This window comes from Trinickia sp. (assembly GCF_051953405.1).
Classification (GTDB): Bacteria; Pseudomonadota; Gammaproteobacteria; order Burkholderiales; family Burkholderiaceae; genus Trinickia.
Genome location: NZ_JBQCIV010000091.1, coordinates 1 through 26,286 on the forward strand (window position 1 = coordinate 1; position 26,286 = coordinate 26,286).

The window sequence follows — 26,286 nt, forward strand, 5'->3', positions numbered from 1 at the left end:
GGCAAGGCCCCGAAACCATACGTTACCCTATCTCAATTGATCATATTCACTTTATTCGCGCTTTTTTCAGCGGTTTTCGTGCTATGGCGCCGCGCAAGGAAGGCGATCGGCGCCGCGGGCCTCGCTCTGTTTTGGCTGCTATCGTCGGGCTGGCTCACCGCCCCGCTCCTCGCCTACCTGCAGAACGACGCTCTGCGCGCCTCTGCCCCCCGATTCGGGCCGCGCACCGTCATCGTCGCGCTCGGCAGCGGCACGAGATTCGATCGGCAGGGCACGCTCGTCCCGAAGAGCGACGCCATGCCGCGCATCGCCACCGCGGCCTCGCTCTATGCGCAATGCAAGCGGCAAGATCTCGACTGCAAAGTGATCGTCAGCGGGGGCAATCCGCAGCGACACCCCGCCACGGAAGCCGACACGTACGCCCCTTATCTGTTGCGAGCCCACGTGGCGCGCGAGGACCTCGTGCTCGAGAACCAGAGCCGCACCACGTACGAGAACGCCGAGTACGTCGCACGTATTTTGCACAGCCAACGTTACGATTCGTTGATGCTCGTGACGTCGGCCTATCACATACCGCGCGCGCTAATGGATTTTCACCGGTTCGGCCTCGCGCCCCAGCCCGTCGCGTCGAACGAGCGGCTGGCGCGGTGCGGCGTGCTGCCGCGCCGCTCGAACCTCGTCGCGGCCAACGTCGCGCTCCATGAACTGATCGGTATCGCCCAGTTCTATGTCTATCGCACCTTAGGTTGGTTTTAAGCAGAAAGTCCCGACATGTAACGAGACGTAACGAAGCGTCGCATTTGCTCCACACGAATCGCGTACTTGGGCTTATGCTGGCTAGAATTTGCAATGTCCAGCCGGACGGGCAGCATCTGGACCACTATCCATCCACTTTTCGCACGGAGGCAATAATGAAGAAAGCGTCCCTGACTGTCTTATTTTCCCTGTCGCTGCTGGCCGGCGCCGCTTATGCGCAAACCGACGAAGGCGGTGTGTCGATGAGCACCGATCCGGCCAAGGCGGCCGACGTCGAGCAACGAGCGCAAGCGCTTCAGCAGCAGCAACAAGAGATGCCGATGCAGGAATCCATGCCGATGAAGCACAAGCCGATGCACCACAAGCCGATGCACAAGCATGCGGCCAAGGGCAAGGCAAAGGCGGAAAAGGCGGAAGCCGCGAGCGGCGCGAGCGAATAACCGTATCGGCGGCTGCGGCGAGGAGCCGCGGGTGCATGATGAGCCGAAGCCGGTCCTGCCGGCTTCGGCTTTTTTCGTTCGGCGAAACCGCCTGGCCGATATGCTAAAGTCGCGCACCCGAATCATTCGCAACCGAGCGCGCACCCACGTGCGAAGAGGACAGTATGAGTAACATCCAGTTGGATATCGAGTGGACCGAAGCCGCATCGCGCAAGATCGAAAAACTGATGCCGCGCGGCTCGCAAGAAGCGTTTCTCGCCTTGCCGCCCGTCGAGTGCCTGCCGATGGAAGGCGATGTCCTATTTCTCGGCCCCGCCGGCAAGCAGCAGCCGTTCATCGTGGTGGAGCGTCAATATCATCATGACGGCGATGCCGACTGGACCATCATCTTGATCCTGGACGTACCGCAAACCAATCATTAAGTCCCGCCGCCGAAGATTCGTTCGTTCTCCTAACGAATGCGCGCCGCTGGCGCACAAAAAAGTACCCGCGTCCCATCGGAACGCGGGTACAACCGTCGCCCTACGAGGATAGGCGACGGGGCCACCAATGCTCGCGCGGGCAGCGCGAGCGATACGTATCGAGGCAGCACCCCGAATGGATTCGGACTGCTATTCGATTGCCTGCGCGTCATCGTCTCTTGCTTGGTACGTGCTTGGTACGTGACGACGCAACGGCACCTTTCTATTGAATCGAAGGCTGCCTCCCTCCCTGCATTTTTGCCCTTCTCCAGAACATAAAGCAGCTTGTGTGCCATCTAAAAATTGGCCCTTAAGTTCCTGATTTTCAAAGAAAAGAAAAACAGGCGGGCACGCGAATCGTTTCGCGGCCGAAACATCGAGGCGACACGTTACGACGTAACGTCACGTGACATGGGAGTGCCAGCGGGAACACACGCGATGCGGCGTATGGCAAAAAAAGAACCCGCCGAGGCGGGTTCTTATGGAAGCTCAGCCTAGCGACGTTCGTCGCATCGCGATCATCGCAGTTGATCGACGAGCAACGACATGATTTCCTTCGCGGGCCGCGAGCTTTCGACGTTGCCCTTGTCGTCCACGACTGCCACGCGCGTCTGGTTTTCGGTGACCGCCTTCACGTTGACCAAGTATTGCTTGGCCACTTTTTCCTTGCGACCGTGGAAGACCTGGCTCCAGAAACCTTGCTCTTCCGAACTCTTGTCGCCCGGATCGACATAGCGGATTTGATAGAGGCCCTTCGTGCGATCGCGATCGTCGATCGTGAAGTTCGAGCGATCGAGTGCAAGGCCCACGCGCGCCCATGCTTGGTCGTACGATTCGTCCAGCGTGAGTTCGGTCGACGTGTATTGCGCGTTGGTCGCTGCGCTTTGCGGCGTGGGCGATTGCCCGGCCAGCTCGGCATTACGTGCCGCGATGGCGGCTGCCGCGGCATCCGGTTTACCGGCCTTGGTGGCAGCGGTGCCGCTGGCCGGATTGGCGGCGATATCGCCGGCCACCGGACCGGCCTGATCGCCACGCGCGTCAGCCTGCGCGAGTCCGACCATCAAACGCTTCAGATACTCGAGTTCGAGCGCGGGATCGTTCGGCTTGGGCTCCCACGTGGTGGTGTCGCTGGTCGCACTGGTGAGCGCTTCACGCATGCCCTTTTGGCTGATGAAGACGTAGGTGCCGCCGTTCGGCGCCGCTTCGAGACGCGTGCGGAATTTGTTGCGCTCGGCCGCCACGTACGCGTTGCCCATCGCCTTCGAGAGCGTATTGCGAATGAGCCCTAGGTTGATCTGCGGACGCGTTTCGTTCCAATCCGTTTCGAGGACATGTTTATCGCGCTGATCGACCACGAGCAGGAACCCCTGCTCTTGCCAAAACCGCCGGATACGCGGCCAGACCTCGTCCGGCGAGCGGCTATCGATCACGAGCCAGCTTTCGGTGCCGTCGCGTTGGATATGCATGCCCTTGACCGGCGGCATCACGGCGTTGTCGGGCGGTGCGGCGCGCTGCACTTGCGCGAGCGCCGAAGCCGACGTCTCGCCGCTTTGAGGCGGCAACGAACGTTGGTCCGCGGCCTCGTCGAGCAAATTGGGCGGAATGGCGAGCGAAGCCTGTTTCGATTTCGAATCGCTCTTGTAATCGACCTTGCTGGGAGACGGGGTGCTGCAACCGGCAACGAGGCCGCCGGCCAAAACCAAAGCGGCGAACCGCGAGGTAAAACGAAGATCGGTCATGTTCGGGAAATCCTTGCGCTTTCGCCGCCAGTGTTTGAATGGGTCAGCCGAGCATTTTACCGGGCCCGGCGAGGCATGTGTAAAAACACACCCGTCTGCCGTACGCACTCGCGATTTCCCTAGGTACGCAGGCCGCTCAGCGGCCCGTGGCGCCGCCTTGCTCGAGGATGTGCTCCAGCGCCGCCGATTTCGCCGCTTCCTCGGCCTGCTGGGCGGTGGCAAACGGACCGCGAGCAACGTGGACGACTGGCCAATCCGCCTCGTCGCCCGGTTCGCCCGATATTCTGAAGCGAGCCGCATAGCCGGTTGGCTGCACGGGCACGATCTGAATATCGACCGCGACGCCTTCCATTTGATGCCGCACGAAGCCATCCATGGCCGCCTCCTGGTTCATGTGGAATGGATGCACGAGGCCATGCTAGCACTGCGCGGCTCGCGGTTCGCGCGATGCGAATTAGTCGGTCGTCGAATCCGGCGACGATGGGTCGGCCAGTTCGGGCGGTGCGAGCCAGCGCAATGCCGTGAGCTTGTCGCCGCTGAACGTGCATTCGGCCGCGGTTGGCTTCGAGACCGGCTTGGCGGCGCCATGCGACGCGCCGGCGACGGACGAATCTTTCGCCTGCGCGCTGGCGGTTTTGAATGCGCCCTCGACGACGACGCGAGAACCGTTGATGCCGACGCCCACGTGCGAAATCGACAGCGTGTCACGCGGCAGCGCTTCGGCAGCCGCTTGGCGCATCTGAGCCTCGCAGGCGCTTGGATTGGCATACAGGGTGCAGCCGCCGGCCAACAGTGGCGCGGACAAGAGCAGCGCGAGCAGCGACAGCGGGGGCTTGTTCATTGGCGATCTTGATGTCCCAAAGGGGCGCTATTTTAGCCGAGGATGCGCTCGGCCATGCGCCAATCCGACTATGACTGCCGCCGATCTAGCGGCATTGGGTGCGACCGGTGGTAGAATCGCGTCCGCCCTGCCCGGGTGATGAAATTGGTAAACATAGCGGACTTAAGCAATTGAGTGCCCGGTCGGAAACGGCCGGTGTAGAACCCTTCAAATTCGGTGAACCCCCTGGCGCCTGTGTCCGCGAACGTGCGGCGGCGGCGCCGAGGCAACGCCGAGCCAAGCCCGAAAACGCGGCCGTCAGGCCGTTTCGCGGAAGGTGTAGAGACTAGACGGGGGGCGCCTAATGCGGCACGCGCGAATGCGTTCGTGTACGCCGAGATGGCGAAGGCATAGTCCAGCGCACGAACGGCGAGCTTCGCACCCTCGCCGGCATCGAAAGATGCAGTGTGACGAAAATCCGCCGCCTCGCGGCTTGCCGGTTCGAGTCCGGTCCCGGGCACCACTGGTATGTTCCGGCTTGTGCCGATGTGTTCCGAAGAGCCCCGCTAGATTATGGTCTTGCGGGGTTTTTTGTTCTTTTTCGGACCGACTTGGTCCGTCGGCAGCCGGTGGGAGATACCACCATGCCGCTCGCCGATGCCTAGATCGGGAATGCGCGAAGCCGTCGTCAGGCGCTGGATGGAAGGAAGAAAGACAGTGGTGGAGATAGGCGTATGCGAAAAGACGTTGGCCCGACTCAAGACCGATATCTTTCCATGGCTTGGTAAGGACCGATCACAGAGATCGACTCGCGCAAAGAATAAGACCGGTTTTCGCGGCGACACCAGGAAGCTTCGATTGCAATGCACCCCATCTCACGTTCGGATGCCGCAGTGTGGCCAGCGCACGTAACGCGTCAGTGACGTGAACATCCTTCTCAAGGACAGCCGCAGAGAGGTTTCCGGCAAGCCCCTGTGCAACGAGAGCATCAATAAGCTCCTTCTGCTCGCTTGAGATTGTTTTCATATTGAATCGTGTTCTTGCCGAAACCTAGTTTCCTGCCGATGCGGCGATTCCCTGTGTTGATTACTACTCCCGCCGGCAGATGGGTCGTCCTGCCGGAGTTGTACCGTTCCGCTTGCCTGGACGGATAGATTTTCACCCCCATCCTTGTCAGTGCTCGCTCGGCTAAGACTTCCACAGGCTGCGTAGGAATGGGTTGACCGGACAAGGCGCTGCGCTTCGCCTTCGCATACACGCCCACCCCAAGCTTCACGATAACGCCCCCCTCGACGAGCTTTCGCAGCGCGCGACTAACCTGGGCTTCGCTGCCGAAGCGGGCGAAGTCTGTCCGCAAGAACACGTCGGCCGTCTGTTTGGCGATCGATATCTTCAGCCGGTCTTCCAGGTGCATGGCAATCTCCGATCATCGGGTCAGCGATAGCTATAACATAACCCATTGATATTAATGGCAATACACTTACACATCCCGATCATCGTGTAGCCACGCAGTACTGCCCCCCCAACCCTCGAGCCCGGGATTCCCGGCGAAGCTTTGGCGCGCCGGGAACAATACCGGTCGCGTGGGTCGACGCGCAGTTTGCCCCCAATATTCGGACAATCGCGCGATTTGAGGCGGGCTCGAATTCGTGCTCCTCCTCCGATGCGTGAACCGGTACCCGCGCAACCGCCCTCTCGCTTTGCGCACTTGCTCGATCATCCCGACTAGCTCGACCGTATCCCTCCGCAGACTGGTGCGCGCACCTCGCAAACTGACAAACATGGGCTGGCCGACACCCCGCGAGAAACGGTCGGACTGGATGACTGAAAAACAATGCGGCAAAGGGGCTGCAGGATTGGCCTGCGCCGGGTTTGGGCGCCATGCGCGGCGCGAAGTCGATCCACCATCTCGCCGACGCTCGACTCCAGTCGCCACACCCGCAGAGGATTCCGTACGATGCATCGGCGAAGGTCAAAGCCTGCCACTTGCTAGTCCGCAGCCGGCCAGGAAGGGACCTTCGTCCTGTGCATCGCTCGGACATTCAGAAGGCGGCTCGGCTTCAGAAGCTGCCACAGCAAGCGGCTGATGGTGCGCATTCTCACGGCCACCAGCGACAGACTCTATGGATCGCCTCGGTGATCCGGACGACATCGCCTTGATCCGCGCAGATGTCGAGTGTCGGCGCAATGTGCGCCAGCACGGACAACAGATGGGGGCGCAACATCAGGGACAAGATGTCGCACAACAGGGGTTGATTCGTTCTGGGGGATTGCCATGCGTCGGCTACGCATGTCTCAAGCAGCAGACCATTCCGACTACGCGCCGCCTCGATGATCGCGTCAATCGGTGTGTTTAGAGGTAGCACTTCGGAAATGTTCTCAGCGCTGGCACTGATCAATTCGAATCGCGTCAACCGCTCCTCCCCAATGGCTCGGTCGTATCGCCTTGTGGTAGCAAGCGCTGAACTTCCAGTTGTGCCGGATGCCATAACAGGAACGGCATATTTCTTCCATTCCTCATCGACGACATTTTGGGTGATCAACTGACGCGCGATAGCGCTCATTTCCAGTGCGCCAAGTTCCATCGCGACGTCGACCCAAGTCTTTTGTGCCCAGTCACGAGAATCGACGAGCGCGGCCGCGTCCTTGGCACGATCCAGGTTGCCCGTCGACGCGAAGCGCACAGCCAAGCTGTGCAATGCGGCCCAGCGGAACGATGGAAGCTCGATCGCTCGCGCCACATCGATCGCCAGAGCGTCAAATCTCAGGTCCGCGAGCCGAACCGCTGCGCGCTCTTGTAGGCGGGCACGAAGGTCCAGATTGCGGATCCTCGATGCCGATTTCACGACCGCCATGAGTTCGGATGCAACGCGGATACGCATCAAGGTGACCGAAAGCGCCTCGACGACCCACCATTCGCTTTGTTGCATTGAAAGCGCTTCAACGACATCTGAGAGTGCATCGGCATCGATGGCGTCGGACAGTTGCAGCATCAATGTCGTCATGCCCGCAATCTGCTTACCGGCTTTTTCTTCGTTTTGCAGATCGGCAAATTGCCCACGATCGGCACCAGGCGGCAAGAATGGGATGATGGAGATCACCGCTCGCGCTTGCTCGCTTTGATCTTTAACCTTCGAGAAAGTCTTAAGCGCTGTCTCGGCGAGAGAAGGTGCAAATATTACGCAGGCTGTCACGATTTCCGCCGCGCTTCTAGCAGTCGCTCGTTCAATCCGGCGAATGAGGTCGGCCCCTGAAATCGTCGTGGGTGCCACGATCAGACGCGCGAAGAGCGACTCAGGATTCCCTCGTAGCAACGTGGAGGCGATGTCATGCACGAGCATCGGTTGAAGCGCCGTTGGCAGCGTACCCAGCCATAGCAGAAAACTGTCTGCCTCGGCACCGTTTCGACTCACGGCGTGCGCAATCGACATTGCCAGTTCAGGATTGCCGTGCGTGATCAACTGCTCGCCCGCGACCTTTCGTTTTCCTTCAGCGTTGAGGAAATTGAAACCGGTTGTTCCATCGTCCTCGGTGCTCCGGCGCGGCAGGTCTCGGATGAGGGCGAGCATCTCGAGGACACGTGCTACGGACGTGTGGGCACTGTAGGCAAGCAATATCTCCGCGGCTCGATCTTGCAGTCTGGTAGGGAGCAAAGGGAGCGTAGCGGTTAGCGTGTCGCACAAGGCATCCCGCGAGTTGTCGTCGCAGGCTGTCAGCGTGGTGGGCAGCTCGTCGATGAGCAGTTCGGCGGATTCAAGGCGCTTCGCCTCTTCACTACATCGTGCCGATCGCGCGAGCAGGAAAAATCGATCCAGCAAGTTCGCGTGATTGTGATTCCCGGCTAAAAGCTCTTCCACCGCCTTGGCCGGCACTGAGTCTGGCAAATTCCCCAGAAAATAATCCTTTTCCCTCGCCGATTCGCACCAGCAAAGCCCCGCTGATATTGCCGCAGGCTGATCGTGCGTAGTGGCCGCGGATACCGCGCGAAGTATTGACTGCTTGGCGGCTTCCGTGTGAGGCCGATGCGCCATAAGAGCTAGAGCTTGACGCAGGGCTTCTCGCGCGACTTTCGTGGATTGAGGGTCCACAATCTCACCAAGGGCACTGCATACTTTCACTGCGCTAGACACGGCCAGCAGGCAGTCCACGCGGAGGCCGGGAGCGCAAACGTCTTGCGCCCACCTGAAAGCCCAAGCGGGGCTCCACATTCCTCGGCGCACGAGCGCATACACGACGTCCTCGGTGTAATTGGCAGTGACGCTTAGTACCGACGACTGGCACAGCGCGACAAAAATCTGGCGCCAGCGGCTGCGTGTCTTGATTGCCACTTCGCGAGCCAATCGCAAGTCGTCGAGATAACCAGCAAGCCGCCCGGCTTCGTTTCGGCGTTGGTACCAGCGGTTGCCTCCGTCATCCGTGCTGGCGCCGAGCAGCTCGAAAAGCCCGTCAACGTCGCTGGCCTCCGCTAGGTGCCATGTCCACCGATCGATGATGTAGCCATCATTCTTGATGTCCGCCCAATGCCCCGTGACCGCGGTGGCGCGGTAACGTCGAATGAGTTCCCGATGACCCTGCTGCATAGTCATCCCCTGACCATGCGGCAAGGGGGCGGTGAACACATGCCGAGCCATTTGATGGACTAGGCCATGCAGCTTGTATCCATCGCCGACGTACCTGATCAGCGCATCATCTTCCAGCACGCGTAACCATCGTTCAGCACGTTCCTGGGGCACATCCCACAACGTTGCAGTGATCACGGCCGTAATCTGTTGTTCATACGGAATCAGGCTGAACCAACCAAACGCTCGCCAGACTTCATCTGATTCCTGCCTGAGAACCGCAAGGCTCAATCCGAGACAGGCATCGAGTTTGCGTCGCGCATGAGAATCTGCGTGCGTATTGAGAGGGAGTGCATCCTCGAAACTAATCAATTGATGCCGTGCCTCAGCCCAGCTGTACCGCCGTGCGACGAGTGCCGCAACAAGCTCGATGGCAAGCGGTAGGTTCCCCAATTGTTGGGTCAGCAAAACCGCTTCGTGCTGATCGGCCGGAGACAATGGCTCTCGCCTTTGAGTTCGTCTCAGCAGGAGATTCATCGACTCTTCCGGCGCCATCTCGGGAACAGACAGCAGCGTGGCCCCTATGCCATCGGCCGTGGCAGCCCGTCGCGTAGTCAACAGGACGCAGCAAGCTGGACCGCCCACGAGAAACGGGCGGATATGGGCCTCATCCCATGCGTCGTCAATCACCATCAACACATGGCGCTCCCGCAAGACGGTGCGCAGATAAGCTGTGGCAGAAGCCTCCGACCATGCTTCAGTTGGCCGCTCGCCTACGCCGCGAACCCAAGAGTTCAACAAGGCTCCAATGTGAGGCTGCTGGCCAAGCGTCGCCCACAGGACGCCGTCGGGAAACATTTGAAGCGCGGCCTGGCAATTGGCTAGCTCAGCCGCCAATGTGCTTTTGCCGAGGCCGCCCAGGCCGTGAAGAGCGAGGATAGGGAGTACGCTACGTTGGGAAGGACATTGCTCACGCAGTTGTCGCAGGATGTCGTCCAGGACTGACTTGCGCGCCACATGGTGCGGGGGAAGCATCGGAGCCTGACGGGGAATCGGCCTGCGGTCGTGCGGGTTGGGTCCAGAAGATCCCAGGTTGAATGTCTGGTGCCCGATGTGAATGCCGCCTTCAATCCGCGAGGCATTCTCAAACGCAACCCCCTGTGCGGTAATGGTCGGGGCGCTATCCACTACCGCAGGGTTTTTCCCGGCTCGACGCCGACCTCCAGCGAGTCGACCGTGAAGTCCCCCTGAAGCTTGGTATCAGTTGCCCTCACACCCGTACTACCGGAGTTCACTCGAATCGTTCCGAACCGCGCATTCATGGCGCTGAGCCTAGATAAATCGACACCCACCGACCCGCGCGCCGCGGCGGATTCCAGCATCTGAACCAACTGACGCGCCGGTTCCACCAGCTCGATAGATTCGCTTTCCGGCAGAGCGTCCAGAACTTCGATCACCATACCGCGGCGTGATTCGGAGCTAGGTTGAGCCTCGAGAAGCGGGAGTTCATTCGGGGCATGTCTCAATACCAATGCCTTCAGCTTGTTGTAGGTGTCTTTAACCGCTTCCCCGACCATGCCTTTGACAATCGTTTCACCCGCTAGGGCCAAAGCAGTGACGGCGAGTGTTCCTGCGGTGACGGGGTCGGTCATTTTCCAGCGCTCCCATTATTATCCTGTGTCTAGGAATATAAACTACGCCGCGGCGATCGTCGAGTTCATAGATTTTTGTGCAGCAAGCTACTGCACAATTGCCGTGGTTCCGTCTGCGCACATTACACAGTTGTGTGTTCACTCGTGCACGTCGGCTTTAGCCGCACACAACGAAATCGTCACTGGTAAGGACGCCAACCAAAGCGGAAAACGGACTAACAGCCCACGGATGGTGGTATTTCCCGTGATATCTCCGCCCAGCAAATCCGGCCAACCCGCTCGCACTAACCCATAGCAAGATTTTCCCATTCCGGTCCCGACACCAAGAATCCCCGCGAAAGGCCGAGCCCGCAAGGCTGGGCCCTTTTCATTTGGCGTAAATTTGGCTTAGTGCCGTCTGGCAAGCCGCGCACACCCAAAGAACGCCGCTAGATCAAGATCGGGTTGGTCTTTCGACAGCCGGTGGTATACGGTGGTATTTCTGACGGTATCTCAGGTGCCGCCGTCCTTCTCCGACAGAGGACCGACGTCGTCTCGCCAAAGAAAATGGCCGCACCTATTGAATGGCGCTGCTCGTACCGAATTGACATGCACGCGTTCCACCTCGCAATCTCAAGTGCATGCAGGCGTTGGCCCACGCATGGCCAACACCCTCAATTGTGCGACGGGCCGTTGCACAATTGCGCGAACCTAGCAGGATTGCCTTTTGCTCTCATTCCTTGACCACCCAAGGACCCGACCATGAACAAACGGCTTCTGATAGCGCCCCTCCTCGCGGCCATGGCGCTGGCCGCGTGCGGCAAAGACAGCGACGAATCGTCCGCGCCCGCTGCCTCGGACACGGCGGGCGCCTCGGCCGCCGCCCCCGCGTCGAGCGAGCCGCCTACTGCGGCCGCCCCCTGGCGTCCGCCTGTCGACGCGGCATCCGCCCCCGCCCCCGCCGCTTCGACACCTATCGCGGCACCTTCATACACTCCGCCCCCCGCTACGGCCGAGCCTAGGCCCGGCGGGCATGCAAACTTTCCGGAACCACCCCGGCAGCCCTGAAGCGGTCAATGGGGCCGTGAGCGAGTCACACCGAACTCGCCGCAGCCACGACCTCGCCGATCGCCCGCTCGAACACGTCCACCGGCTGGCCGCCGCTGACCAGATAGCGCCGATTGAAGATCACCGCGGGCACCGACTGAATGCCCATGGCACGATATTCCTGCATTTGGGCGCGAACGTCGTCGGCGTACCGGCCGCACTCGAGTACCTCGCGCGCCTGCGTCGCATCGAGCCCGGCCGAGCGCGCGGCATCGACCAGGGTCTCGTGTTGGCTGGGATCCTTCCCATCGGTGTGGTAGGCCTTCAACAGCGCCAGCTTGAGCGGCAATTGCCGCCCCTCGATCCCCGCCCAATGCAGCAATCGGTGCGCGTCGAACGTGTTGTAGACGCGTGCGCGCGAGCCGAATTCGAAGCCCACCGCCGCACCTCGCTCGCGAATCATCGCCTGCGTCTCGGCGATCTGCTCCGGTGTCCGCCCATACTTCTTCCCGAGGTACTCGACGATATCCTCGCCGCCCGGCCCCATTCCCGGATTCAACTCGAAGGGATGAAAGGTAATGCGCGCGTCCACGGTATCGCCCAGGCGCTCCAACGCCAGTTGTAGCGAGGAGAGTCCGATCGCACACCACGGACAAGTGACATCGGAAACAAAATCGATTTCAAGCGGTTGTGCCGTCATAGCTGCCTTCGAGAAGAGGGTCCGTCGAACTCTATGGCTGGCGCATTGCCAGCCCGCCCTATAGCGTAACGCGAATGGCGATTTGGAGTCGGGCGATGCTCAGGGATAGAATGTGCCGCTGCGATTCCCGACCTTCCGGCCCGTGACGGCATCTCATACCGATGCAATTTCATGGCAAGCAAATAACGAGGCGAATAACAATGAGGCCGTCCCGTGTTTTTGCATTACTGGCGTTGGTGGCGCTGTGCTGGGGTCTTAATTGGCCCGTCGGAAAACTGCTGTTGCGCGACCTGTCTCCGCTTTGGGCCGTCGTCCTGCGTTCCGCCGTCGGAACGTTCGCCCTGTTGATTCTGTGTCTGGCGCGCGGCAGGCTCGTCGTGCCTAAACGCGCCGACGTGCCCGTGATTCTTTCCGTGGGCGTGCTGCATATGACGATTTTTTCGGCGCTCGTCAGCCTCGGCTTGCAGTTCGTTGCCGCGGGACGCTCGGTCGTGCTCGCCTACACGACGCCGATATGGGTGCTGCCGGGGGCGTATCTGATGCTCGGCGAAAGCGCTGGCTGGCTGCGTATTGCGGGCGCCCTGCTCGGCCTGACCGGCCTCGTCACGCTGTTCGATCCGCAACACTTCGCTTGGCACGATGGCCGCGCGCTGTCGGGCAACGCGATGGTGCTGGCAGCAGCCGTATTTTGGGCGATGAGCATCCTCTATATCCGTGCTCATAAATGGGTCACACCGCCTTTCGAGCTGACGTTTTGGCAAGCCCTCGTTGCCACGGTGCTCCTTTTCCCCATTGCCTATTTCTTCGAGGGGGCGCCTTCGGCCATTCCCCCTAGGGCCGTCGCGTTGTTGCTTTACGGCGGCGTGTTCGGGATCGCCATCGCCTACTGGGCGCTTACCACCGTCAATCGCGCGGTCCCTTCATCGACTACGTCGATCGGTCTGCTGCTCGTGCCCGTCTTCGGCATCGGCTGCTCATGGCTTCTGCTTGGCGAACGCCCCGATGCCACGCTGGTCGTGGCCGCCACACTGATCCTCGGCGGCGTTGCGCTCGGCACCCTGCGCCGCACGCCGAGCGCCGCCCTCGCGAAACGCAACGGCTAGCGCAGCGCGCCCGGGCAAGACAACGGCGAACGATAGCGCCGACGGGACGATGCCGGGCCGCACCCGGCATGCGCTCAATGCGCCGCCGCGGAGGCAAGCGCGGACTGCGCTCGCTGCAACCACTCGCGGTTGTGTTCCCGCGCATACCGCGGCCAATGTTTGCCGTCCTGCACGATCTCCTGAAACAGCAGCGCAGCGCGCCTGCGGTCCGCCTCGGCGGGCTGCGCCGCGAGCCAATCGGCAAATAAACAACGAGGCGCCGCGTCGCTCGCACAGGCCAACGCGGCTTCGAATGCCGCACGCGTACCCGGCGCCCCAAGCGCCGCCAGCGTACGCGCGTAAAGCAATGCCGGCTCCGCTTGATTGCGCATCTGCGGATCCGCCACGAAAAGGCGCCCCAACGTGACCTCCGCCGCCGCGTAGCGATTCAGCGCAAACTGCGCGCGAGCCAAGCCGACCAACAACGCAGGATCGTCGGCAAACGGACCGTTCGCCGCAGCCTCGTAATGCTCGATCGCCTCTTGCGCTTGGCCCGCCTCCAACAGCGCAGCGCCCAACCGCATCCGGCTCGCCACGGTAGGCGCGCGCTCGAATTGCGCACGGCTTTCGCGCACCGCACGGTTCGGGTCGACGAACTGCGTGATCGCCCTAGCGGCGACATGAGCACCGCGGGAAGCGCGCAAACTCGGCAGATAGACCGCGAACAAATAAACCAGGCTGCCGAGCATCGGAAATGCGAAAAGGACGAACAGCCAATAGACGTTCTGCCCGTGACGTATTGCATGCACCGCAAAGTAAATTGCGACGATGACGTGCAGACCGATTCCAAAGAAGTAAGGCATACGTATTCGTTCGATTCTCGTGTCGGAGGCCTCGGCAAATCGTCCGACGGCCGAATAACCGACAATGTGACGCGGCCCGCTTAAGCCACACTTAAGGGACGGCTCGGACACTCGCCGCTTACCCGAACTCGTGCGCATCGAACTAGTCGAAAACGTATGTCCGGAGAATCGATCATGAAGCGTCTCCCTTCCATCGTGGCGTCGATAGCCGTTGTCGCCGCATCCGCTTCGACCCTGTGCGATGCGCATACCGCCGCGCCGCAAGCCACCCATGCAGCGCCGAGCCCATGCACGGCAAGCGCCGATCCGTCGCTTGCCCCCAAGCAATCGGGCGCGCAACCGCCCGTGCTCAACATCGGCGTGAGCGATCCCGATACGAAGTTGAACTTGCCCTGGTTCCCGACGGATATCGTCAACGCGGTGAATACCCATCAATCGGCTCGTTGCTTCTTCCATGCGCTGAAAAGCGGTATCTAATCGGCGGCCGACGCCTTCGTCGTCGTATCCGCCTAGCCCTTCGCCTTGCCCACGGTGCCGATCGTCGGCGCCTGCGGTGCATCGTCATCCGCACCGCCGGTTCCCGCTCCCCACGCCGAATACTCAAGTATTCACTTGACTTTCGTTCGGACCGGGCATAACTTAAGCCAATGCTTGAGTATTCACAACAACTCGACTTGGCCTTCCATGCGCTCGCGGATTCGACGCGCCGCGGGATACTCGATCGCCTCTCGCGCGGCCCCGCTTCGGTAAGCGAATTGGCCGAGCCTTACGGCATGTCGCTCGCCGCCATTCATCAACACGTTCGCGTGCTGGAAACGAGTGGTCTCGTCGTCACGCAAAAGCACGGGCGCACACGCGAATGCCGGATCTCGAGCGAGGCGGTGCAGCGCGTGGAGAACTGGCTCAGCGAGCGCCGGCAGCTCTGGGAAAACCGCTTCGATCGCCTAGGCCAGCTACTTGAAAACGACGCATTCAAAGGAGAAACGCCATGACGGAAATCCCCTTGTTTCACGGTACGTTCGCGCTCGAGCGCGTATGGGCCGCAACGCCCGAGCGCGTGTTCGCGGCATGGTCCGATCCGCATTTGAAGGCTCAGTGGTTCACGGGCCCACCGGAACGATGGTCCTTGACTCGCCGGTCGATCGATTTTCGGGTCGGCGGCAATGAGGTGCTCGAAGGCCGCTTCACCGGAAGCGACATGACGAGTCTTTACGATGCGCGCTTTCACGTCATCGAACCGGCGCGGCGCCTCGTCTATGCCTACGATCTGCATCTCTCGGGGCATTTTCATTCGGTGACGTTGTCGAGCCTGGAACTCGAACCGCGCGGCGAGCGCACACGCGTACGCTATACGGAGCAGATCGTCTTTCTGGACGGCAAGGATGGCACCGAGAGTCGTCGCGAGGGCACCACGGCGCAGTTCGACAAGATCGAAACCGTCCTGCGATCCTGCGGAGTTTTGCAATGACCTCTACGCTCGAGCTTTACGGACACCCGTTTGCCTCCTTCGTCTGGAAGCCGCTGATCGCGCTCTACGAACGCAACGTGCCCTTCGCGTTTCGGATGGTCGATCCCGATCACCCTGACAATCGAACGCGTATCGCCGCGCTTTCGCCGACGGGGCAATTTCCCGCGTTGGTCGACGGCGACACGGAAATCACGCAAAGCAACAGCGTGATCGAATATCTCGATCTGCATCGCGGGAACGCGCCGCCGATGATCCCGGCGGACCCGCGCGAAGCGTTGGGTGCGCGCATGATGGCCGATGTATTCGACGATTATGTCCATGCGCCGATGCAACGTATCGTCGGCGATGCGTTGCGCCAACCGGACGAGCGAGACGCGCGGGGCGTGGCCGACGCGCATGCGATGTTGGAACGCAGCTACGATTGGCTGAATTCGCGCTTGCAAGGGAAGGATTGGGCAGCTTGCGGCCGGTTCACGATTGCCGATTGCGCCGCCGCACCGGCGCTGTTCTATGCCGACTGGGTCCATCCGATCGGCACCCATCGCGGCATGCTCGCCGCGTATCGCGCTCGGCTCCTAGCGCGGCCGTCGGTTGCCCGAGTCGTCGACGAGGCGCGCCCTTATCGGCCCTTCTTTCCGCTCGGCGCGCCCGACCGGGATTAGCCTCAAGCGCACTCGCCGCCGCGAGGCAGAGCGCGGGAAGATTCGGCCGCGCAATGACGTCGACCACCCAACGGTCGCTAATGATGAGCCGGATATTGGCGACCCCGACGACGCGCTTCTAATACCCTGACATGCTACTGCCAGCCTTGCATTGGCTGGCTGCGGCGCTGATTGCCTTAGGCCCAATTCGAATCCCATCGCGTCGATGCCGCTGCGAGTACGCCGCACGCAGCGATTTGCCCCTATCGCGTAACCGATGAATAGCGGCGGAAGGCCGTGACACGCGGCGTTGACGACGCCTTACACCGATTCTTTTGAGGCCGGATGCGTATACACAAAAATGCACAAAAAATGCGTCCCATTCGAAATTTCCTGCTAGGGAATGCCGCACGCAGCCAGCATTTCCACTGGCGTTACACATATTTCACAATATTACGATCCTGCATTACAATTCGCCTTCAAAGGAAAGCCATCCATCGACGCATTCACGCACGGAGCCTTGCATGAGTTCGGTTTCTTCGCCGTTCGGCAATTCGAATACGCAACCCACGCCCATCCAGCAGGCGGCGCAATCGATTCTGAGCGGAGCGACGGGCTCGTCGCTCGATGTGAACACGCTCGTTCAAGCGCTCGTGACAGGCAAGACAGCCGGCCGCGCTGCCGCCCTCGCACAACAGCAACAGAGCAGCAACGCGATGCTCTCGGCGCTCGGCACGATCAAATCGGCGCTGACCGCGTTGAAGACGTCGCTCGCGGGACTGGCGGACGGCAGCTTGTTTTCCCAGTTCGCCGCCACCGCCAGCGGCAAGGGCATCGCGGCGACGGTCTCCACCGGCGCCGCGGCCGGCTCGTACGCCGTCAGCGTCGAACAACTGGCCAGCGCGAACCAAATTTCGTCGAAGGCGTACGCGCACGACGCCGCCCTCGGCACCGGCGCGCTCACCATCGGTGTCGCCGGCGCCTCGATGTCGATCGACCTCGATTCGAAGAACAATACGCTTGCCGGTGTCGCCGCGGCAATCAACGGCTCGTCCAAGAATCCCGGTGTAACGGCGTCGATCGTCAAGGGCAGCGACGGCGAACACCTCGTGCTCACGTCGAAGCAAACGGGTGCCGCCAATACCGTATCGATCTCGGCCGGTCCCGGCGTGGACACGGGTTTCGCAACGGAGAACTTCAAACAAGTCACGGCCGCGCAAGATGCCAAGCTGACGGTGAGCGGCAACCCCGTCACGAGCGCCAGCAATATCGTCAAGGACGCGCTCACCGGCGTCACGCTCAGCCTCGCGCCGGCCGCCGTCGGCACGACGCAGACGGTCGGCGTCGAGTCGGATACGACCGCGATCGGCAAAGCGGTTCAAGGCTTTGCCGACGCGTATAACGCCTGGGTGTCCGCGCAGAAGGCGCAATCGGCATATGACGCGGGCAGCCGGGCAGCCGCTCCGCTGCTCGGCGATTCGATGCTCAACTCGGCGGTCAACGGCATCGCCGGCATCATGGCGAGCGCTGTGACGATCGAAGGCAAGACCTATAGCCTCGCGCAGATCGGCCTCGATCTGAAACACGACGGCACGCTAGATTTCTCCGCTTCGAAACTGCAATCGGCGCTCAGCGCCGATCCGACGATGGTGTCGTCGGTGTTCAACGGCAAGAACGGCATCGGTCAGCAGTTGGACAAGCTGCTAAACGAATACACGCTCTCGAGCGTCGGGCAGATGGATAAACGCACGGCCTCGGTCAATGCGGCGCTATCGGCGCTCTCGAAGCAGCAAAGCGAGTTGGCGACATATCAACAAACGCTGACGGCGCAGTACAACGCGCAATTTACCGCGCTCAATCGGCTGCTGACGTCGGTGAACAATAGCAAGACGTACTTGAATCACCTGTTCGGCGGGGACGGTTCACCGGGTGCGATGAACAAGCGGTAATCGGCAGGAACCGGCCGGGCCCGGCCGAAATCGGCTGCAATGGCGGCGGCGAGACGAACCCTGCCCTCGCCGCTTCGCCTGTCCCGGCGGATCGATCACTTGATCACTGCTGCACGAGGATCGTCACGCGCCGGTTAGCGGCACGGGCGGCCGCGTCGTCGCCTAGCACGAGCGGCACATTGTCCGCGCGGCCGATCGCCGAGAGCCGGTGCGGCTCGATACCCTTCTCCACGAAAAATCGAACGACGGCCCCCGCGCGCGCCGCCGACAGCTCCCAGTTGGAGGCGTATTGGGCCGTCGAGATCGGCACACTGTCGCTGTGACCTTCGACGAGGATGTTCTTCGCCGAATGCGTCGCAAGCACTTTCGCCACCCGGTCGAGCACGTCGATCGAATCGGGCAACAAGCGCGCCTCGCCCGACGTGAAGAGAATCTTCGCGTTGATCGCAATCTCCACGCCTTGCGGGGAATCGGCTACCGTGATCGCGTGCTCGTCGCTGAGCGGCTTGAGCAACGCCACGAGCGTGGCCTGAGCCGCGGCTTTGCGCGCATCGGCCGCCTTCGCGGCCGTGGTCGCGGCCTGCACGCGCGTGCTCGCCACTTGCGCTTCCAACGCCTTCGTCTGCAAATCGCGGTCTTTCGCGAGTTCGAGCACGTAAAGCGCCAGGAAGAAAACCATCAGCGTCGTGATCAGATCCGCGTAGGAAATGAGCCAGCGCTCGGCATGCTCTTCCGCTTGATCGTGCGCGTCGTGTCCCGCCTCGCTCGAGGCTAGGCGTTTGCCGTCCGCCAACGTGCTCATCGGCATTCGCTCCCTTCAAGGTGTCGGATAGGCATCGCCGCGCCGGTCAGGCCAGCGATTCGGCCGCGCGCTCGCGCACTTCGGCTGCCAGGCGGGTTTCGATCGTCTGCGGCGATTCCTTGCGGGAAATCGCGAGCAATCCGTCCATGTAGAGCCGGCGAAAACGCAGTTCGCTATCCACCTGCGCCTTGATCTTGCCGTACAGCGGCAAAAAGACCAGATTGGCCAGCGCAAGCCCATACAGCGTCGCCGTAAATGCCGTGGCGATCCCGCTGCCCAGTTGCGCGGGCTCGAGCACGTGACCCGTCACGTGAATGAGGCCCAGCACCGCGCCGAGGATGCCGAACGTCGGCGCATAACCGCCCGCCTGCTGCCAAATGCGCGCCGCCGCCATGCGATTGCGTTCGTAAGCCGCGATCTCGCGATGCAACGCATCTTCGAGCACCGCCGTCGATACGCCATTGGCGAGCAATTCCAGCCCGCGCTTCGCGAACGCGCTGATGCCCGTCGCATCGATCGATTCGAAGGCAAGCATGCCGTTCAGCTTGGCTTGATCGCCCCACTCGAGCAAGGTCGACAAGCTGTCGCGATCGACTTGACGCGCCTTCATGAACGCCAAATGAAGTTGCTTGATCCCATCGAAGAAACGCGCCCACGTGTTTTGAATCATGACGGCGCTTAGCGTGCCGCCGAGCACGATCACGAACGCTTCGCCCTGAATCAACGTCGTGAAGTGCCCGCCTTCGAGCCAGAAGCCGACGCCGATGGCCGCGGCGCCGAACAGGGCACCGATGACGGTTAGCAAGTCCATAAATTCTCCAAACGATTGCGTTTGCTTTGCAGTCCCGACCGACTGTCGCCCGTCAGGCTTCTCGGCTCATGCGAGCCGGCGCCTGGCCGCTCGCTGCCTTCAATTCGCGAATGGTTTGGAGGAAGCGCTGTTCGATGTCTTCTACTTCGGCCGGATCGATTTTCAGATCACGTCGCATCACCCACGACACTTCCTTCTTGCGCGCCTCGGTCATCACGGAAAAGAGCTTGTCGACGACGGCTTGATCGCCGGCCGATGCCGCGAGCTTGGCCAAATCGTACGTGTCGGTCGAACTCACCGCGTCGAACAACGTGCGATGGTCGACGAATTCGATGTCTTCGAGCGCCGTCACCTCGCCGCTGCCGCGCGAGCGTTTCGCGAAGTAGCTCACGCCCTTCTCCTCGACGTAGTGAAGCACCTTCGTCTTGCGGAACGCGAACACGTCTTCGGCGATTTCGTCGTGCGACAGCTTGTTGAGCAGCATCTTGCGCTCGACGCCGATCAGCGCTTCCAGATCGGCCAACTCGATCAGCTCGAGTTCGCTGTTGATCGCGATGTCCAGATCCTGATCGGCCACTTGCTGCGCACGCTCCGTAATACGGACCGGATCGAACGTCACGACTTGGCGGTTCGATGCCGCGTCGCCGCCGAAGCGGCCATTGCCGCTCAGGTGTTCGGCGCGCCCCGTGCCCAGCGAAACGAGGTTCAGCTTTTCCATGCGTCCGAGCATCGTCATGACGTGCGGCCGCGAATGACCGGCGATCGCCCGGCACTTCTTGACGACTTCGGGCAGCGGCACCGCCACTTCCTCGCTCTGCCCCCGACGCATACGGCCATCCATCGAGTCGACGTTATCCACGTTCGCCATCAGCGAGAGCACGTGCGCGTAGGACACGACGCCCGGCAGAAAATCGGCGTGGGTGTAGGTGGCGAGCAGATCGTCCTTCTTGCGGCCGCGGCGGATCGTCGTGCGCACGATGTGGCGCAGCAGCGGCGAGGCGCGTTCCAGTTCCTCCTCCACCATGCTCGCGTGCACCACCGTCAGTTGGCAGAAGGACAGTGCCTTGGCGGTGTGGGCGCGCGGCTCGGCTTGCAGCAGCACCGCCTCGCCGAAGAACTCGCCTTTGCCGACGGTGGCAAGCACGACCTTCTTGTCGTCGCAGCGTGTCGAGAGTTCGACCTTGCCCTCGGTAATGACGTAGAGGACGGCCTCCCCGGCGAACCCTTCCGAATAGATCACTTCGCCTGGCGCGGCCGTGCGCGTCCACGACGTTTTTTGCTGATTCAAGGTACTTCCCCCGTAGCGGATTCTTAGTTGCTCTCGGCCGGCGTTGCGCAGCAGGCGAGACAGCGAGCCGCGTTCGTTCGGCTCTTATGCGTGTGTTAACGACCTGCCATTTGGCTTTCTTTAGAATCCGACACCAGATTGTGCGATCTTTTTGGATCAGGTAAACGCGCATCGACGCGCTCGCGCGCCGATGCAATCATCCGACGGATGGATGGCCGAGTGGCTGACGTCCCGGCAAAAAACCGGAACGCACCGGCAGCGCGAGCCTCAATGGTGTGCGTGTGCGCGTGCAGCGCGGGTGCGGGCGGCCTTCTTAGCGGCAGCGGAGCGCGCAGCGGCACCCTTCGTCTGCGCGGCCTTTTTCGCGGCGGCCGAACGGCTCGCTGCCGGCCGTTTGGCGGCGGCCGATTTGGCCTGCTTCGATACGGCCGCGTGCGAGGCGCCACGCTTGCTTTCTTTCTGGAGCACCGACGTGCTCGTGCGCGACCGCTTGGCCTTCGTTTCGGTACTCGCCGAATGTTTGGCCTTGCCTTGCCCCGCTGCCGTATCCTTTTCCGCTTTCTTGCGCGTCGCCTCGCTCGTTGCGCCCTTCTTGGGCGCCTTTAGCGCGACCCCCGCACGGCGCGCCTTCGACAAGCCGATGGCGACGGCCTGCTTGGCCGAGCGCACGCCATGCTTGCCGCTACGCACGTGGTCCATTTCCTCTTTGACGAATTCGCCTGCCTGGGTCGACGCGGCTTTGCCTGCGCGCTTGTCCGCTTGCGCGCGCGCGATCGTTTTGCGTTCGGGCATGAGGCACCTCCATTGGAACGATTACTGGGATTGACTCACGTCTATCCACTTGCAATTGCCGTTCCCGACGTTTCCGCCATGCGCGTGGCTGCGCGGCGACGGCGCGCCCAATGGAAACGGCCCGCGTGCGAACGAATGCGCGCGGGCCGCTGGGTCGGCGCAGAAAGCGCCGGCGATGGGCGCCGTTACTGCTGGCGCTGGCGCTGCTGCAGGTACTGTTTGACGTCGCTCATCGTGACGCGTCCGCTATGCGCCGTATCGATTTCGTCGAAGTGCTTGGCGATATAGCCGAGCCCGTTCGCTTGCGCTTGGGCTTTCGTGATCGCCGCACCGTTGCCGAGCACCGTGTTCGCGCCGAGGCGAGCATCGAGCCGTTGTTGCGCCTGCGCCTGCAGGTCGCTGCCGGTGGTCGGCATCATGGCTTGAGCGCGCTTGGCGGGAAAATACGGCCCGTCCACCCCGCTGCCGCGGTGCGGGAGATGGACGGGTGCCACGGCTTGCAGTGTCGCCGCATGCGCCGCGCCGGCCAGCAGGCCGAACGCGATCCAAGGTGTCAGTCGTCGCAGCATATCGATGGGTGACATGATCCGCTCACAAGTAAAAGGTAGCCGAAGTAACCAGCAATCGCCAGTTAGGGAGTGGTCTGCGCCGCCGCCAACGTCGGCGTGCCCGCGGGACTCTCGTCATCCCACGGTGGAGGCAGCATCCACAAGCCGAGCGCCGTCGGCGCCTGCCTGCCCGCATAAAAGTCGCGCAAATCGGCCTTCATCTTCGGCCGGGCATGATCGTCGAGATAGATCATGTGGCCGCCCGGATAGAACGTCACTTGCAAGTTCGGATTGAAGCCCTGCACCGTTTGCAGCCGAGCGAGCTGCTTCTCCGTGTTGAAGAACGGCGTCGCTAGGTCGTGGTATCCATTCAGCGCCAATACCCTCAACTGCGGGTTCAACTCGATCGCCGCCAACAAGTCCGGAATCGTATCGGGCAACGGTTGGCCGTCATGCGAGAAATCCCACACGTTGATGATGTTGTCGTTCAGCGGCATGTACGTCGCGTTCGGTGCCGTATAACCGAGATAGGTCGGCATCTGTGTCGCGAGCGCCGTCGTGAACGGCTGCGCGATCAAGATGTCCGACGGGTCGCCGTCCGATTGCAGGCGCGGGTCCGAATTGGGCAACGACACGCGTCCGTCGTAGCGGCCGATCGTCGTGCCGGGCAACATCGCCGTGTTGAACGGATTGACGTTGAAATAGCCGCCCAGCGCCTGCATCGACAGACCCGACGACCACGTCCACTGTGCCAATGTGGGCGAACTCGGCAACACGGGCGGCCCCAGGAAGTCGGGCACTCCGAGCTGGCTCAGCACCCACGACTGCGCGTACTGTTTGAACGCCGAGTAATGCGTGGACGCAAACAGTTCCGACTGGAATGCGAATAGCGCCGGATCGACCTGCACCCCCGGCATCGTCACTTGATTGAAGTAAGAGGCGACCGCCGCATAGCCCGGGTAGTAACCGCTCAACGTATCGGTATCGAGCTTGAGCGCATCCATGTCGATCGTGTTGCCGCTCAGAATCGCAACGGCTTCGATCGCATCGGCGAAATAATTCAGGATCGACGATTGCAGCATGATCCCCGTCAGATGCACACCGGCCGATTCGAGCGACAGCGCGAGCATATCGGTGCGCGGCGTGCCATACGATTCGCCGTATAGGTAGAGCGGCGCATTCGTCCGATTGTTGACCGAAACATAGCGACGGATGAAGTCGCGCATGACGCCCACGTCCGGGTCGCTGCCCCAGAATTTCTGGTTCGTATTGGGCGCGATCGCTTCCGACAAGCCCGTGCCCGGCGGATCGATGAAGACCATGTCGGTCGTATCGATCAGGCTTTGCGCGTTGTCCACGAGCGGGAAATTCGGCCAATTCGTCATCAAGGGATCGGGCGTCGCCACGCGCGTGGGCGCAAACGAGCCGAGCCGCAGCCAAATCGACGAAGAGCCGGGGCCGCCGTTGTAGAAGAACGTGACGGGCCGCGGCTTGCCGTTCGTGCTCGGCGCCGTATAGGCGACGTACGACATGGTCGCCTCGGCTTTGCCGCCGAGATCCGACGCCGTCAGGTGCCCGGTGGTCGTCGTGTAGTTGATCGTCTTCGTGCCAGACGTCCACGTGTGATGCATGACGGCGGCCTTTTCCGACACTTGCGTCGGATCGAGGCTATCGCCGGCGTTCGACGAATAGGCGACCGGATCGGCATAGGGCTGATCGGTCGAACACCCTTGCACTTGCGCGTTCGCCGCCGGCGTTTGCGCCGTGGCGGCAATCTGCTGCGCATTCGCGCTCGCGCCTGCGCCGACCGACGAGCCACCGTCGCCACCGCCGCAGCCAGCCAACGCGAGGGCCGCCGCCGCAATTGCACTGAGCCAGAACCCGCCGCGCGTAGCGCGCGCGAGGTCCGGGACACCACTCCTGTCTCGCTTCTTCATTTTTGTCCTTGGTTGTTGAGTTGCCGTTTCTCGATGACCGCGTCGCATATCGCCAGCCGATTTGCGGCAAGCAATAGCGAACGACGGCCGACACTCAGCCCTCTTCTCGATCACGACCAAGAGCCTGCTTTCGAACCGCACGAAATAATTACCGCAAAATACGGAACGTCGATGGAGCTTTTTACTTCAGCATTTCGGAGGATATTGCAGATGCAGATAGGCCGATGACGTCGGCGATAAGAAACTATGCGCGAATAAATGGCTTGTCAAGGCACAGGGCGAGGGCCTTCGAGGCAACGAGGGATTGCCCAGCCCTCCCCTACGAACCAACACGAGCGCTTTCCTTTTTGTTTATTTTTCATCCGATCAATTTCGATTTTATAAAACCAATCAGTAAGGAAAACGTTAATTTAAAACATAAAGATCGTTCTATCCGTTTTTCCGATTCGATTCATGCGCCGCGCTCATCCGAGCGCACTCATCCCCTCGTCGACGGCTCGCGCGTCGATCGGCCGGACGACACGCGCTACTTCCACGCCGTCGCGCAGAAAAATCAGCGTCGGCCATAGTTTGACCCTGAACGAGCGCCCGAGGGCACGCCCAGGTCCGTCCTCGATCTTCAAATGGCGCAACTGCGGCGCACGGGCGAGCGACGCGGCGATATGACGCTGCGCGCCTTGGCAATACCCGCACCAATCGGTACCGAATTCGAGCACCGTTGCGCCCGCGAGCGCATCCACTTCGGCGCGCGTCGGCGCCGTTTTTGCATACCCGTTGTCTTCCGCCATGACGGCCCTTTCCAGATGAGTGCGATGCGTCGAGCCGCTTGCCGCAACGGCAAAGGCCCACGAAATCGCTGAAGCACGCAGTGTGCCGCAGCCGTCGGTACGGCGTTTGCGTACCTACGCCGTACGACCTGAACCCATAGAGCATTGGAGCCGTCGATGAAACTGAAAGAGCAACGCGTCCTCGTGACGGGCGCCGATTCCGGAATCGGTCAAGCGATCGCCGAAACCTTCGCGCACGAAGGCGCCGATGTCGCGATCGTCTACCACACCGATCGCGACGGCGCCGAGCAAACGCGCCAGTGCGTCGAAGCCGCGGGGCGCCGGGCCCTAGTGATTCAAGGCGATGTAGGCGATCCGGCCAGCGTTAGGCGCATGTTCGACGAAACCGTTCGCACGCTGGGCGGCTTGGACATCCTCGTGAACAACGCCGGTGTCGGCGCAGACGCCGCACCCGTGGACGAGATCGAAGACGCGCAGCTCGAGCGGGTGCTGCGCACCGATTTGATGGGGCCGCTCTTTTGCTGTCGCGCGTTCGTCAAATTGCGTAAGCAATGCGGGGGCGGCGGGCGCATCGTCACTATTTCGTCGGTGGCGCAGCATTTGCCCACACCCGATAGCGCCCCATACGGCATGGCGAAAGCCGGTGTGGGCTCGCTCACGCGCAGCCTGTCGCGCGAAGTGGCCGACATCAAGATCAACGTCAACAATATCGCGCCGGGGCTGATCGAAACACCGATGACGCAAAGCCGTCTGAACGATCCCGCGGCACGCGAGCGCTCGTTCGGCGTCATCCCTTGGCATCGCGCCGGACAGCCGCGCGAAATCGCCCGGCTCGCCCTGTTTCTCGCGTCGGACGACGGCGACTACGTCACCGGCCAGACGTGGACGATCGACGGCGGCCTGAGCATGCAGTGGGGCGGCGCGTAACAGCCCGGTCCGTAGCGAAATAGGAGCCCATCATGTCTATCCCCTTCCACGCGAGCGACCCGACCGAGCCGCCGATCCCGGATCAGCCGACCATCCCCGATGCCCCGAGCCCCGGGACGCCCGACGACGTGCCGGACATCGGCACGCCGGAACCCGAGCCCGACCAATTGCCGGGGCGCATTGGCGACTGACGCGGTCATCGATTCTCCGTTCGGTGGGGCATCCTCGCCCGGGGAT

The 26,286-nt window shown here is 61.7% G+C and carries 26 protein-coding genes; 11 read left to right on the plus strand and 15 right to left on the minus strand.

The features are described from left to right. Positions 1-36 precede the first annotated feature (36 nt). The 3 genes from ACTHN9_RS16180 (at position 37) to ACTHN9_RS16190 (ending at position 1,618) form a co-directional block, all read left to right on the plus strand. On the plus strand, positions 37-756 hold the full coding sequence (locus tag ACTHN9_RS16180; protein WP_440537848.1) for a YdcF family protein: 720 nt from the start codon (positions 37-39) through the stop codon (positions 754-756). A 155-nt stretch (positions 757-911) separates the two neighbouring features. Then, positions 912-1,196 (plus strand): hypothetical protein, encoded by a 285-nt coding sequence (locus ACTHN9_RS16185; protein WP_440537788.1) that lies wholly within the window; start codon positions 912-914, stop codon positions 1,194-1,196. Positions 1,197-1,360: 164 nt separating this feature from the next. Beyond that, entirely contained in the window at positions 1,361-1,618 is a 258-nt protein-coding gene (locus ACTHN9_RS16190) for a DNA-binding protein (protein WP_440537789.1), read from the plus strand. Between the two features lie 557 nt (positions 1,619-2,175). On the opposite strand, the gene bamC is transcribed toward ACTHN9_RS16190, so the two are convergent. The 7 genes from bamC to ACTHN9_RS16225 form a co-directional block, all read right to left on the minus strand. Next, positions 2,176-3,396 (minus strand): outer membrane protein assembly factor BamC, encoded by a 1,221-nt coding sequence (bamC, locus tag ACTHN9_RS16195; RefSeq protein ID WP_440537790.1) that lies wholly within the window; start codon positions 3,394-3,396, stop codon positions 2,176-2,178. A gap of 136 nt (positions 3,397-3,532) precedes the next feature. Then, positions 3,533-3,772: a hypothetical protein gene (locus tag ACTHN9_RS16200; protein ID WP_440537791.1), complete on the minus strand. Its 240-nt coding sequence runs from the start codon at positions 3,770-3,772 to the stop codon at positions 3,533-3,535. Positions 3,773-3,850: 78 nt separating this feature from the next. Then, a complete protein-coding gene (locus ACTHN9_RS16205; RefSeq protein WP_440537792.1) occupies positions 3,851-4,237 on the minus strand; it encodes a hypothetical protein in 387 nt (128 codons plus the stop codon). Between the two features lie 967 nt (positions 4,238-5,204). After that, entirely contained in the window at positions 5,205-5,630 is a 426-nt protein-coding gene (locus ACTHN9_RS16210) for a DUF6088 family protein (protein WP_440537793.1), read from the minus strand. Positions 5,631-6,315: 685 nt separating this feature from the next. Beyond that, positions 6,316-9,963: an NB-ARC domain-containing protein gene (locus ACTHN9_RS16215; RefSeq protein ID WP_440537794.1), complete on the minus strand. Its 3,648-nt coding sequence runs from the start codon at positions 9,961-9,963 to the stop codon at positions 6,316-6,318. Beyond that, entirely contained in the window at positions 9,963-10,427 is a 465-nt protein-coding gene (locus ACTHN9_RS16220) for a hypothetical protein (protein ID WP_440537795.1), read from the minus strand. Before ACTHN9_RS16220 ends, ACTHN9_RS16215 begins: the two co-directional genes overlap by 1 nt. A gap of 1,072 nt (positions 10,428-11,499) precedes the next feature. Beyond that, positions 11,500-12,153 carry a DsbA family oxidoreductase gene (locus ACTHN9_RS16225; RefSeq protein ID WP_440537796.1) on the minus strand — a complete coding sequence of 218 codons (654 nt, stop codon included), beginning with the start codon at positions 12,151-12,153 and terminating at the stop codon, positions 11,500-11,502. Between the two features lie 200 nt (positions 12,154-12,353). Here ACTHN9_RS16225 and ACTHN9_RS16230 point away from each other — a divergent pair, with 200 nt between their 5' ends. Further along, positions 12,354-13,256 carry a DMT family transporter gene (locus ACTHN9_RS16230; protein ID WP_440537797.1) on the plus strand — a complete coding sequence of 301 codons (903 nt, stop codon included), beginning with the start codon at positions 12,354-12,356 and terminating at the stop codon, positions 13,254-13,256. Positions 13,257-13,330: 74 nt separating this feature from the next. Here ACTHN9_RS16230 and ACTHN9_RS16235 read toward each other — a convergent pair whose 3' ends face one another. Next, positions 13,331-14,098, minus strand: coding sequence for a tetratricopeptide repeat protein (locus tag ACTHN9_RS16235; RefSeq protein ID WP_440537798.1), 768 nt, complete (start codon positions 14,096-14,098; stop codon positions 13,331-13,333). Between the two features lie 174 nt (positions 14,099-14,272). Here ACTHN9_RS16235 and ACTHN9_RS16240 point away from each other — a divergent pair, with 174 nt between their 5' ends. The 5 genes from ACTHN9_RS16240 (at position 14,273) to fliD (ending at position 18,156) form a co-directional block, all read left to right on the plus strand. Continuing rightward, the gene (locus ACTHN9_RS16240; RefSeq protein WP_440537799.1) at positions 14,273-14,575 is read left to right on the plus strand and encodes a hypothetical protein; all 303 of its coding nucleotides are present in this window, start codon (positions 14,273-14,275) and stop codon (positions 14,573-14,575) included. Positions 14,576-14,745: 170 nt separating this feature from the next. After that, the gene (locus ACTHN9_RS16245) at positions 14,746-15,090 is read left to right on the plus strand and encodes an ArsR/SmtB family transcription factor (RefSeq protein WP_440537800.1); all 345 of its coding nucleotides are present in this window, start codon (positions 14,746-14,748) and stop codon (positions 15,088-15,090) included. After that, positions 15,087-15,566: an SRPBCC family protein gene (locus tag ACTHN9_RS16250; protein WP_440537801.1), complete on the plus strand. Its 480-nt coding sequence runs from the start codon at positions 15,087-15,089 to the stop codon at positions 15,564-15,566. Before ACTHN9_RS16245 ends, ACTHN9_RS16250 begins: the two co-directional genes overlap by 4 nt. After that, positions 15,563-16,228 carry a glutathione S-transferase family protein gene (locus tag ACTHN9_RS16255; protein WP_440537802.1) on the plus strand — a complete coding sequence of 222 codons (666 nt, stop codon included), beginning with the start codon at positions 15,563-15,565 and terminating at the stop codon, positions 16,226-16,228. The genes ACTHN9_RS16250 and ACTHN9_RS16255 overlap by 4 nt, the downstream gene beginning before the upstream one ends. Before the next feature lie 503 nt (positions 16,229-16,731). Beyond that, a complete protein-coding gene (fliD, locus tag ACTHN9_RS16260) occupies positions 16,732-18,156 on the plus strand; it encodes a flagellar filament capping protein FliD (RefSeq protein ID WP_440537803.1) in 1,425 nt (474 codons plus the stop codon). A gap of 103 nt (positions 18,157-18,259) precedes the next feature. Here fliD and ACTHN9_RS16265 read toward each other — a convergent pair whose 3' ends face one another. The 7 genes from ACTHN9_RS16265 to ACTHN9_RS16295 all read right to left on the minus strand — a co-directional run bounded on the left by ACTHN9_RS16265 (position 18,260) and on the right by ACTHN9_RS16295 (position 25,122). Further along, complete coding sequence (locus ACTHN9_RS16265; RefSeq protein ID WP_440537804.1) at positions 18,260-18,958, minus strand: OmpA/MotB family protein; 699 nt, start codon at positions 18,956-18,958, stop codon at positions 18,260-18,262. 46 nt (positions 18,959-19,004) lie between these two features. Then, complete coding sequence (locus ACTHN9_RS16270) at positions 19,005-19,769, minus strand: flagellar motor protein (RefSeq protein WP_440537805.1); 765 nt, start codon at positions 19,767-19,769, stop codon at positions 19,005-19,007. 52 nt (positions 19,770-19,821) lie between these two features. After that, the gene (locus tag ACTHN9_RS16275) at positions 19,822-21,057 is read right to left on the minus strand and encodes a Crp/Fnr family transcriptional regulator (RefSeq protein WP_440537806.1); all 1,236 of its coding nucleotides are present in this window, start codon (positions 21,055-21,057) and stop codon (positions 19,822-19,824) included. A 267-nt stretch (positions 21,058-21,324) separates the two neighbouring features. Next, a complete protein-coding gene (locus ACTHN9_RS16280; protein ID WP_440537807.1) occupies positions 21,325-21,849 on the minus strand; it encodes a DUF6496 domain-containing protein in 525 nt (174 codons plus the stop codon). Between the two features lie 185 nt (positions 21,850-22,034). Then, entirely contained in the window at positions 22,035-22,433 is a 399-nt protein-coding gene (locus ACTHN9_RS16285; RefSeq protein ID WP_440537808.1) for a 2-oxoglutarate dehydrogenase, read from the minus strand. 47 nt (positions 22,434-22,480) lie between these two features. After that, positions 22,481-24,334 (minus strand): S10 family serine carboxypeptidase-like protein, encoded by a 1,854-nt coding sequence (locus ACTHN9_RS16290; RefSeq protein WP_440537809.1) that lies wholly within the window; start codon positions 24,332-24,334, stop codon positions 22,481-22,483. Between the two features lie 464 nt (positions 24,335-24,798). Further along, complete coding sequence (locus tag ACTHN9_RS16295) at positions 24,799-25,122, minus strand: thioredoxin family protein (RefSeq protein WP_440537810.1); 324 nt, start codon at positions 25,120-25,122, stop codon at positions 24,799-24,801. A gap of 156 nt (positions 25,123-25,278) precedes the next feature. On the opposite strand from ACTHN9_RS16295, the gene ACTHN9_RS16300 reads away from it, so the two are divergent. Together ACTHN9_RS16300 and ACTHN9_RS16305 are read left to right on the plus strand one after the other, a co-directional pair. After that, positions 25,279-26,049, plus strand: coding sequence for an SDR family NAD(P)-dependent oxidoreductase (locus ACTHN9_RS16300; RefSeq protein ID WP_440537811.1), 771 nt, complete (start codon positions 25,279-25,281; stop codon positions 26,047-26,049). A 32-nt stretch (positions 26,050-26,081) separates the two neighbouring features. After that, on the plus strand, positions 26,082-26,240 hold the full coding sequence (locus ACTHN9_RS16305; protein ID WP_440537812.1) for a hypothetical protein: 159 nt from the start codon (positions 26,082-26,084) through the stop codon (positions 26,238-26,240). Positions 26,241-26,286 lie beyond the last annotated feature (46 nt).

What these genes read in the sequence shown, in the direction of transcription:
- ACTHN9_RS16185 (WP_440537788.1), top strand. Translation starts at nt 912, where the DNA reads ATGAAGAAAGCGTCCCTGACTGTCTTATTTTCCCTGTCGCTGCTGGCC.
- ACTHN9_RS16190 (WP_440537789.1), top strand. Translation starts at nt 1,361, where the DNA reads ATGAGTAACATCCAGTTGGATATCGAGTGGACCGAAGCCGCATCGCGC.
- bamC (WP_440537790.1), bottom strand. Translation starts at nt 3,396, where the DNA reads ATGACCGATCTTCGTTTTACCTCGCGGTTCGCCGCTTTGGTTTTGGCC.
- ACTHN9_RS16200 (WP_440537791.1), bottom strand. Translation starts at nt 3,772, where the DNA reads ATGGATGGCTTCGTGCGGCATCAAATGGAAGGCGTCGCGGTCGATATT.
- ACTHN9_RS16205 (WP_440537792.1), bottom strand. Translation starts at nt 4,237, where the DNA reads ATGAACAAGCCCCCGCTGTCGCTGCTCGCGCTGCTCTTGTCCGCGCCA.
- ACTHN9_RS16210 (WP_440537793.1), bottom strand. Translation starts at nt 5,630, where the DNA reads ATGCACCTGGAAGACCGGCTGAAGATATCGATCGCCAAACAGACGGCC.
- ACTHN9_RS16220 (WP_440537795.1), bottom strand. Translation starts at nt 10,427, where the DNA reads ATGACCGACCCCGTCACCGCAGGAACACTCGCCGTCACTGCTTTGGCC.
- ACTHN9_RS16225 (WP_440537796.1), bottom strand. Translation starts at nt 12,153, where the DNA reads ATGACGGCACAACCGCTTGAAATCGATTTTGTTTCCGATGTCACTTGT.
- ACTHN9_RS16230 (WP_440537797.1), top strand. Translation starts at nt 12,354, where the DNA reads ATGAGGCCGTCCCGTGTTTTTGCATTACTGGCGTTGGTGGCGCTGTGC.
- ACTHN9_RS16235 (WP_440537798.1), bottom strand. Translation starts at nt 14,098, where the DNA reads ATGCCTTACTTCTTTGGAATCGGTCTGCACGTCATCGTCGCAATTTAC.
- ACTHN9_RS16240 (WP_440537799.1), top strand. Translation starts at nt 14,273, where the DNA reads ATGAAGCGTCTCCCTTCCATCGTGGCGTCGATAGCCGTTGTCGCCGCA.
- ACTHN9_RS16245 (WP_440537800.1), top strand. Translation starts at nt 14,746, where the DNA reads ATGCTTGAGTATTCACAACAACTCGACTTGGCCTTCCATGCGCTCGCG.
- ACTHN9_RS16250 (WP_440537801.1), top strand. Translation starts at nt 15,087, where the DNA reads ATGACGGAAATCCCCTTGTTTCACGGTACGTTCGCGCTCGAGCGCGTA.
- ACTHN9_RS16255 (WP_440537802.1), top strand. Translation starts at nt 15,563, where the DNA reads ATGACCTCTACGCTCGAGCTTTACGGACACCCGTTTGCCTCCTTCGTC.
- fliD (WP_440537803.1), top strand. Translation starts at nt 16,732, where the DNA reads ATGAGTTCGGTTTCTTCGCCGTTCGGCAATTCGAATACGCAACCCACG.
- ACTHN9_RS16265 (WP_440537804.1), bottom strand. Translation starts at nt 18,958, where the DNA reads ATGAGCACGTTGGCGGACGGCAAACGCCTAGCCTCGAGCGAGGCGGGA.
- ACTHN9_RS16270 (WP_440537805.1), bottom strand. Translation starts at nt 19,769, where the DNA reads ATGGACTTGCTAACCGTCATCGGTGCCCTGTTCGGCGCCGCGGCCATC.
- ACTHN9_RS16280 (WP_440537807.1), bottom strand. Translation starts at nt 21,849, where the DNA reads ATGCCCGAACGCAAAACGATCGCGCGCGCGCAAGCGGACAAGCGCGCA.
- ACTHN9_RS16285 (WP_440537808.1), bottom strand. Translation starts at nt 22,433, where the DNA reads ATGTCACCCATCGATATGCTGCGACGACTGACACCTTGGATCGCGTTC.
- ACTHN9_RS16290 (WP_440537809.1), bottom strand. Translation starts at nt 24,334, where the DNA reads ATGAAGAAGCGAGACAGGAGTGGTGTCCCGGACCTCGCGCGCGCTACG.
- ACTHN9_RS16295 (WP_440537810.1), bottom strand. Translation starts at nt 25,122, where the DNA reads ATGGCGGAAGACAACGGGTATGCAAAAACGGCGCCGACGCGCGCCGAA.
- ACTHN9_RS16300 (WP_440537811.1), top strand. Translation starts at nt 25,279, where the DNA reads ATGAAACTGAAAGAGCAACGCGTCCTCGTGACGGGCGCCGATTCCGGA.
- ACTHN9_RS16305 (WP_440537812.1), top strand. Translation starts at nt 26,082, where the DNA reads ATGTCTATCCCCTTCCACGCGAGCGACCCGACCGAGCCGCCGATCCCG.